Raw genomic sequence first — 13,191 nt, forward strand, 5'->3', positions numbered from 1 at the left:
TCGGTCACGGTCCCAGCCTACGTGCCACCCCCGACAGGTTTCCGGTCACGGCTGCTCGCGCAGCAGGTTCACCACCTCCGCGACGCGGGGCAGCTGCTCGTCGAACACCTTCGGGTCCGTGCTCGCGATGCGCAGCAGGAAGTGCTCCACCCCTTCGTACTTCCGCAGCTGCCGCGCCACTTCCGCGGCGCTGCCGCACACCTGCATCTGGATCCCCTGCACGAACGCCGCCGGCCGCCCGTAGTTGCGCTCGCAGTACTCCTCCAGCAACGCCTGCCCGCGATCGGCGTCGTCCTCGACCAGGACCGTCGCGAACAGCGCCGGGGTCACCGGACGGGTGGCCGTGGCCCGGATCCGGGCCAGACCGGCGCCGTAGTCCGCGGGATCCGGCGGGTACGGCAGCCAGCCGTCGTACAGCCGGCCGACGCGCTCCAGCGCGCCCGGCGTGTACGCCGCCAGCCACACCGGCGGCCCGCCCGGGCGAGCCGGGGCCGGGAACACCGGGAGCGAGTCGTGGTGCAGTACCGAGCCGTGGAAGGAGGAAGCACCGCTCCACACCGCGCGCCAGAGGGCCACGATGTCGTCCAGCCGGGCCCGGCGGCGCTCCCACGGCACGCCGGCGAACGCGAACTCCGGTTCGCTGCGCCCGGCGAACCCGGCGCCGACGGCCACCGTGAGCCGTCCTTCGCTGAGCAAATCGATGCTGAGCAGCTGGTTCGCCGTCAAAATCGGGTTACGCAGGGCCGGGAGCAAGGCGGACGTCCCCAGGGTCACCCGCGACGTCCGGGCGGCGAAGGCGGCCAGGACGGCGAGAGCGTCCAGGGGTGCCCGCGCGAGGGTGTCGCCGACCCAGACCGAGTCGAGGCCGAGCTCCTCCGCGGCGACGGCGGTGGCGACCAGCTCGGGCGCGGTCCGCCCGGCGTCGAGGATGGGCTGGTAGGTCGGGATGACCAGGCCGTAGTTCGTCATGCGGTGAGCCTGGCCGGGGCGGGGAATGCCCTCAATTCCCCGCGGGGAATGGCGCGGACGAGCAGGATGGGACCGTGAACTTCGGAACCGCGCTGAAGGACTGGCGCACGCGGCGGCACCTCAGCCAGCTCGACCTGGCGTTGCGGGCCGGGACGACGCAGCGGCACGTGAGCTTCATGGAGAGCGGGCGCTCGCTCCCCGGCCGCGGCATGGTGCTGCGCGTCGCCGAGTCGCTGGAACTGCCCCTGCGCGAGCGCAACGGCCTGCTCCACGCCGCCGGTTTCGCCCCGTCGTACCCCGAGACGCGGCTCGACGACCCGGCGATCAAGCCGGTTCTCGACGGGCTGCGGCGGCTGCTCGACGGCCACCGGCCCTACCCCGCGATCGTCGTCGACCGCTACGGCGTGCTGGTCGCGGCGAACGACGGGTTCCGGCTGCTCACCGAGGGAGTCGCGCCGGAGCTGCTGCGCGAACCGGTCGACACGCTGCGGCTGGCGTTGCACCCGGACGGGATGGCGCCGCGCGTGCGCAACCTCGACGACTGGGCGCGGCACATCCTCGAACGCCTGCGCAACGACCTGGCCCGCACCCCGGACGAACGGCTGGCCGCCCAGCTCGCCGAGCTGGAGGGCTACCTGCCGCCGCCGTCCGCGCCCGGCCCGGAGCACCTGGGGTTCGCGGTGCCGGTCCGGCTGGCCACCTCGGCCGGCGAACTGCGGCTGATCACCGCGATCACGACGTTCGCGACGGCGGCGGACGTCACGGTGTCGGAGCTGAAGCTGGAGACGTTCCTGCCCGCGGACGCCGAGACCGCCGAACGGCTTCACACCACCAGCGCCGTCGTGTGACCCACCAGCAGTTCCGCGCTCGCCCACAGCACCGCCGCCGCCACGCTGCCCGCCGCGAACCGGCGGTACGGCATCGCCGCCGAGCCCGCCACGCGCGGCACCAGCGTCCGGACGCCGGCCAGGCAGCGGCCTGCGATCACCGCCGGGACGCCGTAGCGCGCGAGCGCCGTTTCCGCGCGCTGCCACCTCTTTTGGCCGACGCGGCGGGACAGCCGCGGTCCCCAGTGACGTCCTTCGAGGTAGGCGAGCTGGTCACCGAGGACGGCCGAGGCAACGGCGACCGCCCAAGCGAGTCCGAGGTGGAGCGTGCCCCGCTCGGCGAGGAACCCCATCAGCAGCAGCGTCGACAACGTCGGCAGCACGATTCCCGGCAGCAGCGCGGTTTCCGCCGTGATGACCAAGGCGCAGACCAGGTAGACGACCGCCGGGGGTGCGTCAAGCAGTGGCCGCAGCAGGCTGTCCACGCCGTGCCCTCCCGACGGCCACCGGGAGCGCCGCGCGGTAGACGAACGCGGGTGGCAGGTTGCCCCAGACGACCTGGGTGCGCTCTACGACCGCGAACCGGCTTCGCAGCGACGCGGCGAAGCGGCGTGCGGGTGGTGTCCAGGCCGCGTGGGCGTACGCGAACGTCGTGAACCGGCCGTTCGGGGCGAGTGCGGCGGTGACCGCGTCGAGGATGCGCTGCTGCCGGGGCGCGGTCATGGCCGTCCACGGCAGACCGGAGACGACGACGTCGGCGCCGTCCAGAGCCAGGTGTTCCGCCGAGCCGCTGACGACGTCGGCCTGGGGGAAGCGTTCGCTCAGGACGGCCGCGAAACGCGGGTTGATCTCTATGGCCGTCAGGCGCGCTTCGGGGCGGAGCAGCGCGAGGATCGCTTCGGTGAACACGCCGGTGCCCGGCCCGAGCTCCGCGACGCACGACGCGCGTTCCAGGCCGAGGCCCGCCGTCATCTCTTCGGCCAGCCGCGGCGAGCTCGGCGCGATCGCGCCCGTCAGCACGGGGTGACGGAGGAATTCCCTGGTGATCGACATGATCCCGACGCTAGGAACGGCCGGGGTGGCCCCGAATCCGCCGGACTGGCCGGGCTCGTCCTCCCCGGGGAGGACACGGTCGGGCCGGAGGGATGACGCCCCGAGCCCGGTCCCGGCACTACGTTCGGTGGCGTGGAACGACTCGTGGTGTGGATGCGCAGACATCGGTGGACAGTGGACCTGCCGCTGTACGCCGTGTTCATCTTCCTCGCCCCCAACTGGACCGGCTCCGGCTCGTACGCCGTCCGCGCGATCCCGATGCTGTTCCTGCTCCCGCTGCTGCTGCGCCGCCGGTTCCCGCGCACGGTGGCGGTGCTGATCATCGCCGGGGCGGCGGTGGTGTACTTCGACGACATCTGGGCCTACGACCGCGGCCGCACCGAACTGGCGATGGCGGTCGTGCTGTTCAACCTCGTGAAGCTGAGGTACCGGTGGTTCGCCGCGGCGATCGCCTTCGCGATCGTCGTCCTCGACGTCCAGTGGGTCACCCTCTACGCGCCGGAAACCGACTACCCGACCTTGTCGCTGATCGGCATCCTGCCGCTGCACATCGCCGCGTGGGCGCTCGGGGAGTTCTTCCGCAAGCAGGAGGAGCTCACGGCCGAAGAGAAAAAGCGCGACGCCGCCCAGACCCGCGCGGCGCTCGCGGAAGAGCGCACGCGGATCGCGCGCGAGCTGCACGACGTGCTGGCGCACAGCATGAGCGTGATCGTGCTGAACGCCGAAGGCGCGAAGCTCGCCCGGCACCGCGACCCCGCGGCCGTCGACCGCACGCTCGACACGATCGTCCACACCGGCCGGGACGCGCTGGCCGAGCTGCGGCGGCTCCTCGAAGTCCTGCACGCCGGCCAGGCGGCACGCAGTCCCCAGCCGACGCTCGCCGAACTGCGCGCGCTCGTCGACCAGTCCGGGCGCGACGTCGCACTCGACGTGACCGGCGACCCGGGCACGCTGCCCGCGAGTGCCGCGCTGCAGGCGTACCGGATCGTCCAGGAGGCCCTGACCAACATGATCAAGCACGCCCCGGCCGACGCGACCGGCCGCGTCGGCGTCGCCTTCGAGCCACCGGAGGTCCGCATCGAGGTGACGAACACCGGCGGCCACGCACCACCGGCCCCGGCCCTGCCGTCGTCCGGCCACGGGCTGACGGGAATGCGCCAGCGCGTCGAGATGTACCACGGCGAGCTGACCACCGGCCCGCTGCCCGACGGCGGGTACCGCGTCCACGCGACCCTGGTGGTGCAGCCATGACCACCCGGCTCCCGCGGCGGCCCGTGCCCGCCGGACTGAGGACGATCGCCGAGAGCCCGCACGGCCTCACCGCTACGGGCGAAGCCGCGACGCCGGCCTGGGAACCGCGGACCCACCAGCCGCCACACCCGAGCGACCGGACGCGCCCCCGAGACCGCCGCGCCGACGCGTGCGAGCCGTCCCCCGGCGGCGGGTACCGCGTCCACGCGACCCTGGTGGTGCGGCCATGACCACCCGCATCCTCCTCTGCGACGACCAGCAGCTCGTCCGCGTCGGCCTCCGCATGATCGTCGAAAGCCAAGACGACCTCACCGTCGTCGGCGAAGCTGCCAACGGCGAAGAGGCCGTCGCCCTCGCTCGCGAGCTGCGCCCCGATCTGGTGCTGATGGACGTCCGGATGCCGGTGCTCGACGGCGTCGCCGCGACCGCGCGGATCTGCGCCGAACTGCCGGACGTGCGGGTGCTGATCATCACCACCTTCGACCTCGACGAGTACGCGTACGCCGCGTTGCGGGGTGGGGCCAGCGGGTTCCTGGTGAAAGACGCGCCTTCGGAAGAGATGCTCGTCGCGATCCGGGGCGTGCTGCGGGGCGACTCGATGGTCTCGCCGTCGGTCACACGGCGGCTGCTCGACCGGTACCTCGCCGACGAGCGCGATCCCGTGGACATCGCGCGGCTCGGGGTGCTGACCGAACGCGAGAAGGACGTGCTGGGCCTCATCGCGCGCGGGCTTTCGAACTCGGAGATCGCCGCGAAGCTGTACATCGGCGAGACGACGGTGAAGACGCACGTCGGGCGGATCCTCGGCAAGCTGCGGCTGCGCGACCGGGTGCACGCGGTGGTCTTCGCCTACGAGTCCGGGCTGGTGCGCCCGGGCTCCTGATCACTCCCTATCAATCCTCTTGATACGGAGGTTTAGAGTACTTTGCATGATGATATACAAGTCCGAGGCCGGCGCCGCGCTCCTCCGCGAGCGGTACCTCGACGCTCTGCGGGCCTGGCCCGTCCCCCGTGCCGAAGTGCGCGTCCCGACGCCCGAAGGCGAGACGTTCGTCCTGGTCTCGGGCCCGGCCGGAGCTCCGGCGCTGGTGCTGCTGCACGGCTCCGGCAGCAACTCCGCGGAGTGGGCGGCCCGGATCCCGGCACTGGCCGGGCGGTTCCGGGTGCACGCCGTCGACATCATCGGCGAGCCCGGGCTGAGCGCCGAGGCCCGGCCGCCGCTCGCGGGTGACCGGTACGCGCGGTGGCTGGACGCGGTGCTGGACCACTTCGGCCTCGGCCGCGCCGCCTTCCTGGCGTCGTCGTTCGGCGGCTGGGTCGCGCTCGACTTCGCGACCCGGCGGCCCGAGCGGGTCGCCGCGCTGGCGTTGCGGTGCCCCGTCGGCCTCGGCCCGATGAAGAAGGGGTTCGTCGTCAAGGCCGTGCTGCTGGGGCTGCTCGGCGAGAAGGGACGGCGGAAGGCCGTCGCCGGTGCGGTGGGCGAGCCGGAGTCGTCGCCGATCGTGGCGCAGCAGCTGCTGGTGGCCGCGCACTACCGGTACCGCACCGGTCCGTTCCCCGTCTTCGGCGACGCGGCCCTCGAACGGCTGACCATGCCGGTGTACGCCGTGGCCGGGGCGGACGACGCCATGGTCGGCTCGGTGACGACGAAACGGCGTCTCGAAGCGGCCGGCGCCGAGGTGGACCTGGTGCCCGGCGCCGGGCACTCCCTCCCCGGCGACGCCGACCTGGAGTTCCTCACGCGCTCGGCGGCGAACGGCGATTTCACCACTTGATGGCAGGATGAGGCGTATGCGGCGTTCGCTGGGTCTCATCGGTGTGGTGTCCCTGCTGGTCCTGGGCTGTTCGGGGGCGGCGAGCGAGCCGGTGCAGAGCGTCCCGCCCGCGGCCACGCCGGCCGCCGCGAGCGGGAAGTTCAAGGTCGAGACGGTGACCGGCGGGCTGGAGCACGGCTGGGACGTCGGCTTCCTGCCCGACGGCGGCATCCTCGTGCCCCAGCGGCCCGGCAAGCTCGCGCTGATCCGGAAGGGGCAGGCGGCCGAGGTGCGCGCCGACTTCTCCGACGTCCTCGTCAAGGGCGAAGGCGGGCTGCTCGGCATGGTCGTCAGCCCGGACTTCGCGACCAGCCGCGAGTTCATCACCTGCCAGGACCACCAGGAAGGCGGCAAGGCCGTCGACATCCGGCTGGTCACGTGGAAGCTGGCCGCCGACGGCACGAGCGCGTCGAAGGTGAAGGACCTGCTCACCGGGCTGCCGGTGAACCCGAGCGGACGGCACTCCGGCTGCCGGCCGACCTTCGCCCCGGACGGCGCGCTGCTCGTCGGCACCGGTGACACCGCGCGCGCGTCGATCGCGCAGGACCGCCATTCCCTCGGCGGCAAGGTGCTGCGGCTGGACGCGAAGACCGGGAACGCGTTGCCGGACAACCCCTTCATCACCTCGAGCGACCCGCGCGAACGGCTGATCTACACCTACGGCCACCGCAACGTCCAGGGCGTGGCGATCCGGCCGGGCAGCGGCCAGGTGATCACCGCCGAGCACGGCCCGACGTTCGACGACGAGGTCAACCTGCTGAAGCCGGGCGCGAACTACGGCTGGGACCCCTCGAAGGGCGGCACCGGAACGAGCTACGACGAAAGCGTGCCGATGACCGACCTCAAGCGGTTCCCGGACGCGGTGAGTCCACTGTGGACCTCCGGCAGCATCACCGAGGCGATCAGCGGCGACGCCTTCCTGACCGGCGCGCAGTGGGGCACGAACGACGGCGCGCTGGTCGTGGTGGCGCTCAAGGGCCAGAAACTGCTGCTGTACCACCTGGACCCGGCGGGCAAGGTCCTCGACGTCTCGCTGCCCCCGGAGTTCGACGACAAGTTCGGCCGCCTGCGCGCGGTCCGCAGCGGCCCGGACGGCGCGCTGTACGTGACCACGTCGGACGGGACGGACGACAAGCTGCTGAAGGTCACGCCCGCCTGATCATGGGAAAAGCACGGCCGTCGAGTGCCGTGGACACTTCCGCCGGGGTGGCGGATCGCGGAACATGGTGTGTACCAGAAGTTTTCGCCCGCCCCCGACGCGTGTTGGACGCGGTCCGAAGAGAGCGTTCCCGCGGCAGCACCGCGCCGGTCCCCGGGCGCCATCGCCGACCTGGCGACCCGGGGACCGGCATCCACTCCCGATCGGTTCAGGCCTTGGCCGCCCGGAGGGAACCCTTCAGCGCGCCGACGGCCGCGGTCAGTGCCGTGGTCGCGGTGGGCCAGTCGACGGTTTCCTTCCAGGAAGCCATCACCGCGACGACGTAGGTACCGGACGCGGTCCGGACCAGCCCCGTGGTGTTGAGCACCCGCCGGGCCTCGGAGCTGCCCCAGCCCTGCTTCACCGCCCACGTCGCGCCCGGGAACCCGCGCGGGATCCCGAAGTGCTGGTCGAACCCGTCGGCGGCGTTGCGCGGGGCGCTTTCCATCGCTCCGGTGAGGAACACGCGGCCTTCTTCGGACAGCCCCGCGGTGATGTACCGGTAGACCGTGACGACGTCGGTGGGTGACATCCGGGTGGAGCCCCACTGGCCGGGGTCGTCCGGGGGTGTGGTGTGCGTGAGCCCCAGCTTCGCGACCTGCCGCCGGACGATGTCCGGGCCGCCGTTCTGCTGCCAGAGGCGGCTGGCGACGTGATCGTCGCTGGCGGCGAGCATGGCGTGGACAGCCGTCTCTTCGCCGCCCGAAGGCACTCCGGAACGGTCGATCAGGTCGAGCGCGATGAGCAGCTTGACCACGGACGCGGTGGGCTGCGGCTGGTCGGCCTTCCACCTCGTCTCGACAGCGCAGGCGCCGAGGTCGACGATCTCGATCCCGAGGCGCGGATCGTTCCCGGTGCTCAGCAGCACTTTCCTGGCCTCGGCGACGCGGCTCGCCTGGTTGTCCCCGGGACCGGCCGGCGCCGAGCCGCACCCGGCGCGCCAGCTGTCGCTTCCGGAGCCGCTGTTGACGGCGATCGCGGTGAGCAAGCCCCCGACCACGATGACCACCGCGATCGCCACGAGCACCTTCACGTTGTTCAGTCGCTCGAGCACCAGTCCACCTCCGCCGGATTCGTGAGGAATCCGAAGCTATTGCGGAGGTGGACCGCGGGTATCGCCCGATGAGCCGGTCTGTTTTGGCCATCCGGTGGACAACCGAGCGCCGGCGAGCGCGCGCATCGGCCGGATGGCCGATGCGCCCGCCCTAGCTACCGAGGTAGGCGCCGCCGTTGACGTGCACGACCTGCCCGGTGACGTGCCCGGCGGCTGGGCTCGCCAGGAACGTCACCACGGCGACGACGTCGTCCGGCGTGCCGGGACGCTTGTTCATCGTGTTGCCGATCAGCCAGTCGCGCCGCTGGTCGCTCAGCTGCCCGTGGAAGAACTCGGTCTCCCCGATCAGCCCCGGCGCGACGACGTTCGCGGTGATCCCGCGCGGCCCGAACTCCCGGGCCACGCTCACGTTCCAGGCCTCGACCGCGGCCTTCGCGGCGCCGTAGGACCCGGCGCCGGTGTGCGCGGCGATCGATCCGATGGTGATGATCCGCGCGCCCTCGGCGAGGCGGTCGCGCAGCGCGTGCGTCACCAGCGCGGCACTGACCACATTGGACCGCAGGTTCCGCTCGAACGCGGCCGCGAAACCGGCCAGCCCCTCTTCGCCGTCGCCGTCGAGGAAGTCGGTGTTGCCGCCGGCGTTGTTGACGAGGACGTCGACGCGGCCGGGCAGCTCGTCCAGTGCGGCTTCGACGGCCGCGGGGTCGGCGGCGTCGAACACGACGGGCCGCGCGCCGGCGAGCGTCGCCGCTTCGGTGAGCACCTTTTCCCGGCGCCCGGTGATCGTGACGCGCTCGCCGGCCTGCGCGAAGGCCGCCGCCACGGCGTAGCCGATGCCCGTGCCGCCACCCGTCACCACGATTTCCCTGCTGTTCGCCATGAACCCGACCCTAGTGCCTAGGATCGGGGAATGAGCAAGATCGACCCGGCCACGTCCGCGCTCGTGCTGATCGACCTGCAGGAACGGATCGTGGCGCTGCCCACCACGCCGTACACCGGCGAAGAAGTCCTCGCCAACGCACTGCGGTTGCGGGACGCGTTCCGCAGCGCCGGAGCGCCGGTGGTGATCGTGCGGGTGTCACGACCGGACAACCCGCCGGGCAGCGAGCTGGCCTTCGAAGCCGGCGACGACAAGATCGTCACGAAGTACACGATCGGCGGTTTCGCCGGCACGGACCTCGACGAGTTCCTGCGCGGCGCGGGCGTGCGCACGGTCGTCTTCGGCGGCATCGCCACGGAGTTCGGCGTCGAGTCGACCCTGCGCGCGGCCGCGGACCACGGCTACGACACGGTGGCGGTGTCGGACGCGATGACGGCGCTTTCCGGCATCTCGCACGAAAACGCCATCACGAAGATCTTCCCGCGCCTGGGCACGGTGGTCACGACCGGCGAAGCGCTGGCGGCGTTGGCGTGATCGACAAGATCGCCTGGATCCACGTGGCGGACGGCCGCATCCTGGCGGCGCGCTCGCGCGGCAAGGACAAGTTCTACCTGCCGGGCGGCAAACGCGAGCCGGGCGAGACCGACGCCGAGACGCTGGTCCGGGAGATCCGCGAGGAGCTCGGGGTGGCGATCGAGGTCGAGACGATCGCCCCGGCGGGCACGTTCGAAGGCCAGGCGCACGGGCACGCGGAGGGCGCCACCGTCCGCACGACGGCCTACACGGCGGAGTACGCGGGAACGCCACGGGCCTGCGCGGAGATCGAGGAGATCGCCTGGCTCACCTATGCGGACCGGCCGCGGGTTTCCCTGGTGGCCCAGCTCGTCTTCGACCACCTCCACGACGACGGCCGGCTGCGGTGATCGACAAGATCGCCTGGATCCACCTGCTGGACGGCCGGATCCTCAGCACGCGCTCGCGGGGCAAGGACGTCTACTACCTCCCCGGCGGCAAGCGCGAGCCCGGCGAAACCGACGCCGACACGCTGGTCCGCGAAATCCGCGAGGAACTCGACGTGGCGATCACGCCGGAGTCGATCGCCGCGGCGGGGACGTTCGAAGCCCAGGCGGATGGCCACGCCGCGGGCACACTGGTGCGGATGACCTGCTACACGGCCGAATACCGCGGCACCCTGACGGCGAGCAGCGAGATCGAAGAGGTCGGGTGGCTCGGGTACGCCGACCGCGGCCGGGTTTCCGCGGTGGACCGGCTCATCTTCGACCACCTCCGCGAGACCGGGCAGCTCACCTGAGCTTGATGAGCGGCGCGTCCCGCGAAAACGCCCGGAACCCCGCGCTGTAGTACAACTCCCGCGCCGGTTCCGGCTCGCCCATGCAGGCGACCGTCGCGTGGCGGGCGCCCGCCGTGACGGCCAGGCGCATCCCGTGCAGCAGCATCGCGCGAGCCAGCCCCCGGCGCCGGTAGCCCGGGTGCGTGCCGACCGGCTCGAACTCGACTGTCGCGTTCACCTCGTCGAGCCACATGATCGCCGAGCACGCCATCGTCCCGTCCGGCGCCTCGACGAGGACGTGCAGGTCGCCGCGGTAGCCCGGTGCCTGCCGCAAGCCTTCGTACGACGAAGCCGTGTACGACGTCGGTGCCCAGGCGTCGACATGCGCCTGCACCACGGCTTCCGGCGAGACCTCCGAGGCGGTGCGGAACGCGAACCCGGGCGGCAGCGACGGTTCCTCGACGTCGGTGAGGTCACGCTCGTTGAGCTGCGACCAAGCGTCGGGCACGTCGGGTTCGTAGCCGTGCGCCGCCCAGCGCGCCAAGGCATGCGCGTCGGCCGCCGAGGGCAGCACGGTTCGCTCGAGGCCGGCCGCAGTCGTGTCGTACCAGCCGATCACGTCGTCGACCAGCTCCGCGTGCCCGGGATGCACCTGGTGCGCCAGGTACGCGTGGGTGATGTCCTTGACCGAGCCGTCGTTCCGCCGGACCCGGCGCGGCAGCTCGGCCCAGCCCCACGCGACGATCTCCCCGTCCGAGAACCACAGCCGGCGCTCGCCGTCGCCGCGGGTCCGGCCCCAGTTCCAGGCCAGCTCACCGAACGACGCGTCGCTGTTCACCAGATCCGGGTGGGTGGCGGTGATCCGCTGCGCGAGGCCCTGCATCAGCCGCAACTCCGCGGCAGTCAGCGCCACGACGTCAGCCCAGCCGGAGCTTCGGCTTGTGCTCCAGGTGCGACAAGCCGTTCCACGCCAGGTTGACCAGGTGCGCGGCCACCTCGTCGCGTTTCGGCTTGCGCGCGTCCAGCCACCACTGGCCGGTCAGCGCCACCATGCCCACCAGGGCCTGCGCGTACAGCGCGGCCAGCTTCTCGTCGTAGCCGAGTGCGCCGAACTGCTGGGCCAGGATGTGCTCCACCTGGCTCGCGATGTCGTTCAGCACCGTGGAAAACGTCCCGGTGGAGCTCGCCACCGGCGAATCGCGGACCAGGATGCGGAATCCGTCGTGGGAGTCCTCGACGTAGGACAGCAGGGCCGTCGCCGCCTGCTCCAGCATCACCCGCGGGTGACCGCCGTGGAGGGTCGAAACCATCCGGTCGAGCAGCAGCTGCGTCTCGCGGTCGACGACCACCGCGTAGATGCCTTCCTTGCCGCCGAAGTGCTCGTACACCACCGGTTTCGACACGTTGGCGCGGTGGGCGATCTCCTCGATCGACGTGCCGTCGAAGCCCTTCTCGGCGAACAGGGCCCGTGCCACGCTCAGCAGCTGCTGCCGCCGCTCGCTCCCGGTCATCCGGACCCGCGTCACCGGGGCGGCCGGACGCGCCCCGGTGACCTGCTGCTCGCGCTTCGAACGTCGTCTCCCCGCCATCGGGGCAGCCTAGTTGACTAGCCCTTTTCCGTCGCGATACGGGCCAAGCGCTGCGGCGTCGGCCAGCGCACGTCGTGCACCCAGCCGAACTTCTCGAAGATCCAGATCAGCCGCGCGGAGATGTCGATCTGGCCGCGCTTGACGCCGTGGCGGGCGGACGTCGGGTCGGCGTGGTGCAGGTTGTGCCACGACTCGCCGAACGAGAAGATCGCCAGCGGCCAGAAGTTCGCCGACTTGTCCCGCGCGTTGAACGGGCGCTCGCCGATCATGTGGCAGATCGAGTTGACCGACCAGGTCACGTGGTGCAGCACGCAGATGCGGACCAGCCCGGCCCAGAAGAACGCCGTCACCGCGCCCCAGAACGACCACGAGATGAGCCCGCCGAGGATGGCCGGCAGCACCAGGCTGACCAGTGCCCACAGCCAGAACAGGTCGTCGACCTTCTTGATCGCCGGGTCCTTCACCAGGTCCGGCGCGAAGCGCTCGGCGTTGGTCTGGTCGCGTTCGAACAGCCAGCCCATGTGCGCGTGCCAGAAACCCTTGGCGATGGCCCACGGCGAGGTGCCGAACGCCCACGGCGAGTGCGGGTCGCCGTCGCGGTCGGAGAACGCGTGGTGGCGGCGATGGTCGGCGACCCAGGTGATCACCGGGCCCTGCAGGGCGATGCTGCCCGCGATGGCCATGAACACGCGCAGCCACTGCTTGGCCTTGAACGAACCGTGCGTGAAGTAGCGGTGGTACGACACCGTGATGCCGAGCCCGCTGATCGCGTAGAACACCACGAAGATGCCGACGTCGACCCAGCTCAGTCCCCAGCCCCACGCGAACGGCACGGCGACCAGGAGAGCCACCAGCGGCGCGATCACGCCGAAGTAGACCGACAGCTGCACGCCCATGCCGCGCGTGCCCTCTGTGACTGGTTTGGGGCCCTTGGGGGCCGAAGGCTCCCCGGTGGGCTGGGAACGGTCGAGCGTGGCCGTCATACGCTTCACTTCTTCCTACACAGGCACGCCTCTTACCAAGGGCGCCCTAACCTACGATGCCGTAAGTTACGGTACAGCAGGTTCGGGCGGCTGGGGAGAGCCCGAACTCACACCGGTCCTTCGGAACCGGAGTACCCGGCAGACGGGCGCGTAACGCATCCCCCGCGCGGACGACACCCGATCGTCGCTATCCTGACCAGGATCGATCCGCCGTAGTGTAATCGGCAGCACTTCAGATTTTGGTTCTGACAGTTCAGGTTCGAATCCTGGCGGCGGAGCAGC

Annotated in this window: 17 protein-coding genes and 1 tRNA gene; 10 read left to right on the plus strand and 8 right to left on the minus strand. The window is 71.5% G+C overall.

Annotation, left to right across the window (positions count from 1 at the left end; all coding sequences use genetic code 11):
* Positions 1–45 precede the first annotated feature (45 nt).
* A complete protein-coding gene (locus tag QRY02_RS30610; RefSeq protein ID WP_285986295.1) occupies positions 46–969 on the minus strand; it encodes an LLM class flavin-dependent oxidoreductase in 924 nt (307 codons plus the stop codon).
* A 74-nt stretch (positions 970–1,043) separates the two neighbouring features.
* Between QRY02_RS30610 and QRY02_RS30615 the strand changes: the two genes are divergently transcribed.
* The gene (locus QRY02_RS30615) at positions 1,044–1,817 is read left to right on the plus strand and encodes a helix-turn-helix transcriptional regulator (protein ID WP_285986296.1); all 774 of its coding nucleotides are present in this window, start codon (positions 1,044–1,046) and stop codon (positions 1,815–1,817) included.
* Here the strand turns inward: QRY02_RS30615 and QRY02_RS30620 are convergent.
* Entirely contained in the window at positions 1,793–2,281 is a 489-nt protein-coding gene (locus QRY02_RS30620) for a DedA family protein (RefSeq protein ID WP_285986297.1), read from the minus strand. The genes QRY02_RS30615 and QRY02_RS30620 overlap by 25 nt on opposite strands.
* The gene (locus QRY02_RS30625) at positions 2,253–2,849 is read right to left on the minus strand and encodes a class I SAM-dependent methyltransferase (protein WP_285986298.1); all 597 of its coding nucleotides are present in this window, start codon (positions 2,847–2,849) and stop codon (positions 2,253–2,255) included. Before QRY02_RS30625 ends, QRY02_RS30620 begins: the two co-directional genes overlap by 29 nt.
* Before the next feature lie 153 nt (positions 2,850–3,002).
* On the opposite strand from QRY02_RS30625, the gene QRY02_RS30630 reads away from it, so the two are divergent.
* The 5 genes from QRY02_RS30630 to QRY02_RS30650 are packed head-to-tail and all read left to right on the plus strand — an operon-like array spanning position 3,003 to position 7,073.
* Positions 3,003–4,100, plus strand: coding sequence for a sensor histidine kinase (locus QRY02_RS30630; RefSeq protein WP_285993957.1), 1,098 nt, complete (start codon positions 3,003–3,005; stop codon positions 4,098–4,100).
* Positions 4,097–4,330, plus strand: a complete 234-nt coding sequence (locus QRY02_RS30635; RefSeq protein ID WP_285986299.1) for a hypothetical protein — start codon at positions 4,097–4,099, stop codon at positions 4,328–4,330. Before QRY02_RS30630 ends, QRY02_RS30635 begins: the two co-directional genes overlap by 4 nt.
* Positions 4,327–4,983 carry a response regulator gene (locus tag QRY02_RS30640; RefSeq protein WP_285986300.1) on the plus strand — a complete coding sequence of 219 codons (657 nt, stop codon included), beginning with the start codon at positions 4,327–4,329 and terminating at the stop codon, positions 4,981–4,983. The genes QRY02_RS30635 and QRY02_RS30640 overlap by 4 nt, the downstream gene beginning before the upstream one ends.
* 46 nt (positions 4,984–5,029) lie before the next feature.
* A complete protein-coding gene (locus QRY02_RS30645; protein WP_285986301.1) occupies positions 5,030–5,875 on the plus strand; it encodes an alpha/beta fold hydrolase in 846 nt (281 codons plus the stop codon).
* A gap of 16 nt (positions 5,876–5,891) precedes the next feature.
* Positions 5,892–7,073: a PQQ-dependent sugar dehydrogenase gene (locus QRY02_RS30650; protein WP_285986302.1), complete on the plus strand. Its 1,182-nt coding sequence runs from the start codon at positions 5,892–5,894 to the stop codon at positions 7,071–7,073.
* A 208-nt stretch (positions 7,074–7,281) separates the two neighbouring features.
* Here the strand turns inward: QRY02_RS30650 and QRY02_RS30655 are convergent, their stop codons facing one another.
* Together QRY02_RS30655 and QRY02_RS30660 are read right to left on the minus strand one after the other, a co-directional pair.
* Complete coding sequence (locus tag QRY02_RS30655) at positions 7,282–8,166, minus strand: serine hydrolase (protein WP_285986303.1); 885 nt, start codon at positions 8,164–8,166, stop codon at positions 7,282–7,284.
* A gap of 151 nt (positions 8,167–8,317) precedes the next feature.
* Positions 8,318–9,046, minus strand: coding sequence for an SDR family NAD(P)-dependent oxidoreductase (locus QRY02_RS30660; protein ID WP_285986304.1), 729 nt, complete (start codon positions 9,044–9,046; stop codon positions 8,318–8,320).
* A gap of 30 nt (positions 9,047–9,076) precedes the next feature.
* Between QRY02_RS30660 and QRY02_RS30665 the strand changes: the two genes are divergently transcribed.
* From QRY02_RS30665 to QRY02_RS30675, 3 genes are read left to right on the plus strand one after another with little or no spacing between them, the layout of a single operon-like run.
* Complete coding sequence (locus tag QRY02_RS30665; RefSeq protein ID WP_285986305.1) at positions 9,077–9,580, plus strand: isochorismatase family protein; 504 nt, start codon at positions 9,077–9,079, stop codon at positions 9,578–9,580.
* A complete protein-coding gene (locus QRY02_RS30670; protein ID WP_285986306.1) occupies positions 9,577–9,969 on the plus strand; it encodes an NUDIX hydrolase in 393 nt (130 codons plus the stop codon). The genes QRY02_RS30665 and QRY02_RS30670 overlap by 4 nt, the downstream gene beginning before the upstream one ends.
* On the plus strand, positions 9,966–10,358 hold the full coding sequence (locus QRY02_RS30675) for an NUDIX hydrolase (protein ID WP_285986307.1): 393 nt from the start codon (positions 9,966–9,968) through the stop codon (positions 10,356–10,358). The genes QRY02_RS30670 and QRY02_RS30675 overlap by 4 nt, the downstream gene beginning before the upstream one ends.
* Here the strand turns inward: QRY02_RS30675 and QRY02_RS30680 are convergent.
* The 3 genes from QRY02_RS30680 to QRY02_RS30690 all read right to left on the minus strand — a co-directional run bounded on the left by QRY02_RS30680 (position 10,351) and on the right by QRY02_RS30690 (position 12,909).
* The gene (locus QRY02_RS30680; protein ID WP_285986308.1) at positions 10,351–11,250 is read right to left on the minus strand and encodes a GNAT family N-acetyltransferase; all 900 of its coding nucleotides are present in this window, start codon (positions 11,248–11,250) and stop codon (positions 10,351–10,353) included. The two genes, QRY02_RS30675 and QRY02_RS30680, sit on opposite strands and share 8 nt — an antisense overlap.
* A gap of 4 nt (positions 11,251–11,254) precedes the next feature.
* On the minus strand, positions 11,255–11,848 hold the full coding sequence (locus tag QRY02_RS30685) for a TetR/AcrR family transcriptional regulator (RefSeq protein ID WP_285993958.1): 594 nt from the start codon (positions 11,846–11,848) through the stop codon (positions 11,255–11,257).
* Positions 11,849–11,943: 95 nt separating this feature from the next.
* Positions 11,944–12,909 carry an acyl-CoA desaturase gene (locus QRY02_RS30690; protein WP_285986309.1) on the minus strand — a complete coding sequence of 322 codons (966 nt, stop codon included), beginning with the start codon at positions 12,907–12,909 and terminating at the stop codon, positions 11,944–11,946.
* 206 nt (positions 12,910–13,115) lie between these two features.
* Here QRY02_RS30690 and QRY02_RS30695 point away from each other — a divergent pair.
* A tRNA-Gln gene (locus tag QRY02_RS30695) sits at positions 13,116–13,187 on the plus strand.
* The last annotated feature ends 4 nt before the right edge of the window (positions 13,188–13,191 follow it).

The organism is Amycolatopsis sp. DG1A-15b (genome assembly GCF_030285645.1).
GTDB lineage: Bacteria > Actinomycetota > Actinomycetes > Mycobacteriales > Pseudonocardiaceae > Amycolatopsis.

Excerpts from the sequence above, each read along its gene's own strand:
- QRY02_RS30610 (WP_285986295.1), bottom strand. The coding sequence starts at position 969 with ATGACGAACTACGGCCTGGTCATCCCGACCTACCAGCCCATCCTCGAC.
- QRY02_RS30625 (WP_285986298.1), bottom strand. The coding sequence starts at position 2,849 with ATGTCGATCACCAGGGAATTCCTCCGTCACCCCGTGCTGACGGGCGCG.
- QRY02_RS30630 (WP_285993957.1), top strand. The coding sequence starts at position 3,003 with ATGCGCAGACATCGGTGGACAGTGGACCTGCCGCTGTACGCCGTGTTC.
- QRY02_RS30635 (WP_285986299.1), top strand. The coding sequence starts at position 4,097 with ATGACCACCCGGCTCCCGCGGCGGCCCGTGCCCGCCGGACTGAGGACG.
- QRY02_RS30640 (WP_285986300.1), top strand. The coding sequence starts at position 4,327 with ATGACCACCCGCATCCTCCTCTGCGACGACCAGCAGCTCGTCCGCGTC.
- QRY02_RS30645 (WP_285986301.1), top strand. The coding sequence starts at position 5,030 with ATGATGATATACAAGTCCGAGGCCGGCGCCGCGCTCCTCCGCGAGCGG.
- QRY02_RS30650 (WP_285986302.1), top strand. The coding sequence starts at position 5,892 with ATGCGGCGTTCGCTGGGTCTCATCGGTGTGGTGTCCCTGCTGGTCCTG.
- QRY02_RS30660 (WP_285986304.1), bottom strand. The coding sequence starts at position 9,046 with ATGGCGAACAGCAGGGAAATCGTGGTGACGGGTGGCGGCACGGGCATC.
- QRY02_RS30665 (WP_285986305.1), top strand. The coding sequence starts at position 9,077 with ATGAGCAAGATCGACCCGGCCACGTCCGCGCTCGTGCTGATCGACCTG.
- QRY02_RS30685 (WP_285993958.1), bottom strand. The coding sequence starts at position 11,848 with ATGACCGGGAGCGAGCGGCGGCAGCAGCTGCTGAGCGTGGCACGGGCC.
- QRY02_RS30690 (WP_285986309.1), bottom strand. The coding sequence starts at position 12,909 with ATGACGGCCACGCTCGACCGTTCCCAGCCCACCGGGGAGCCTTCGGCC.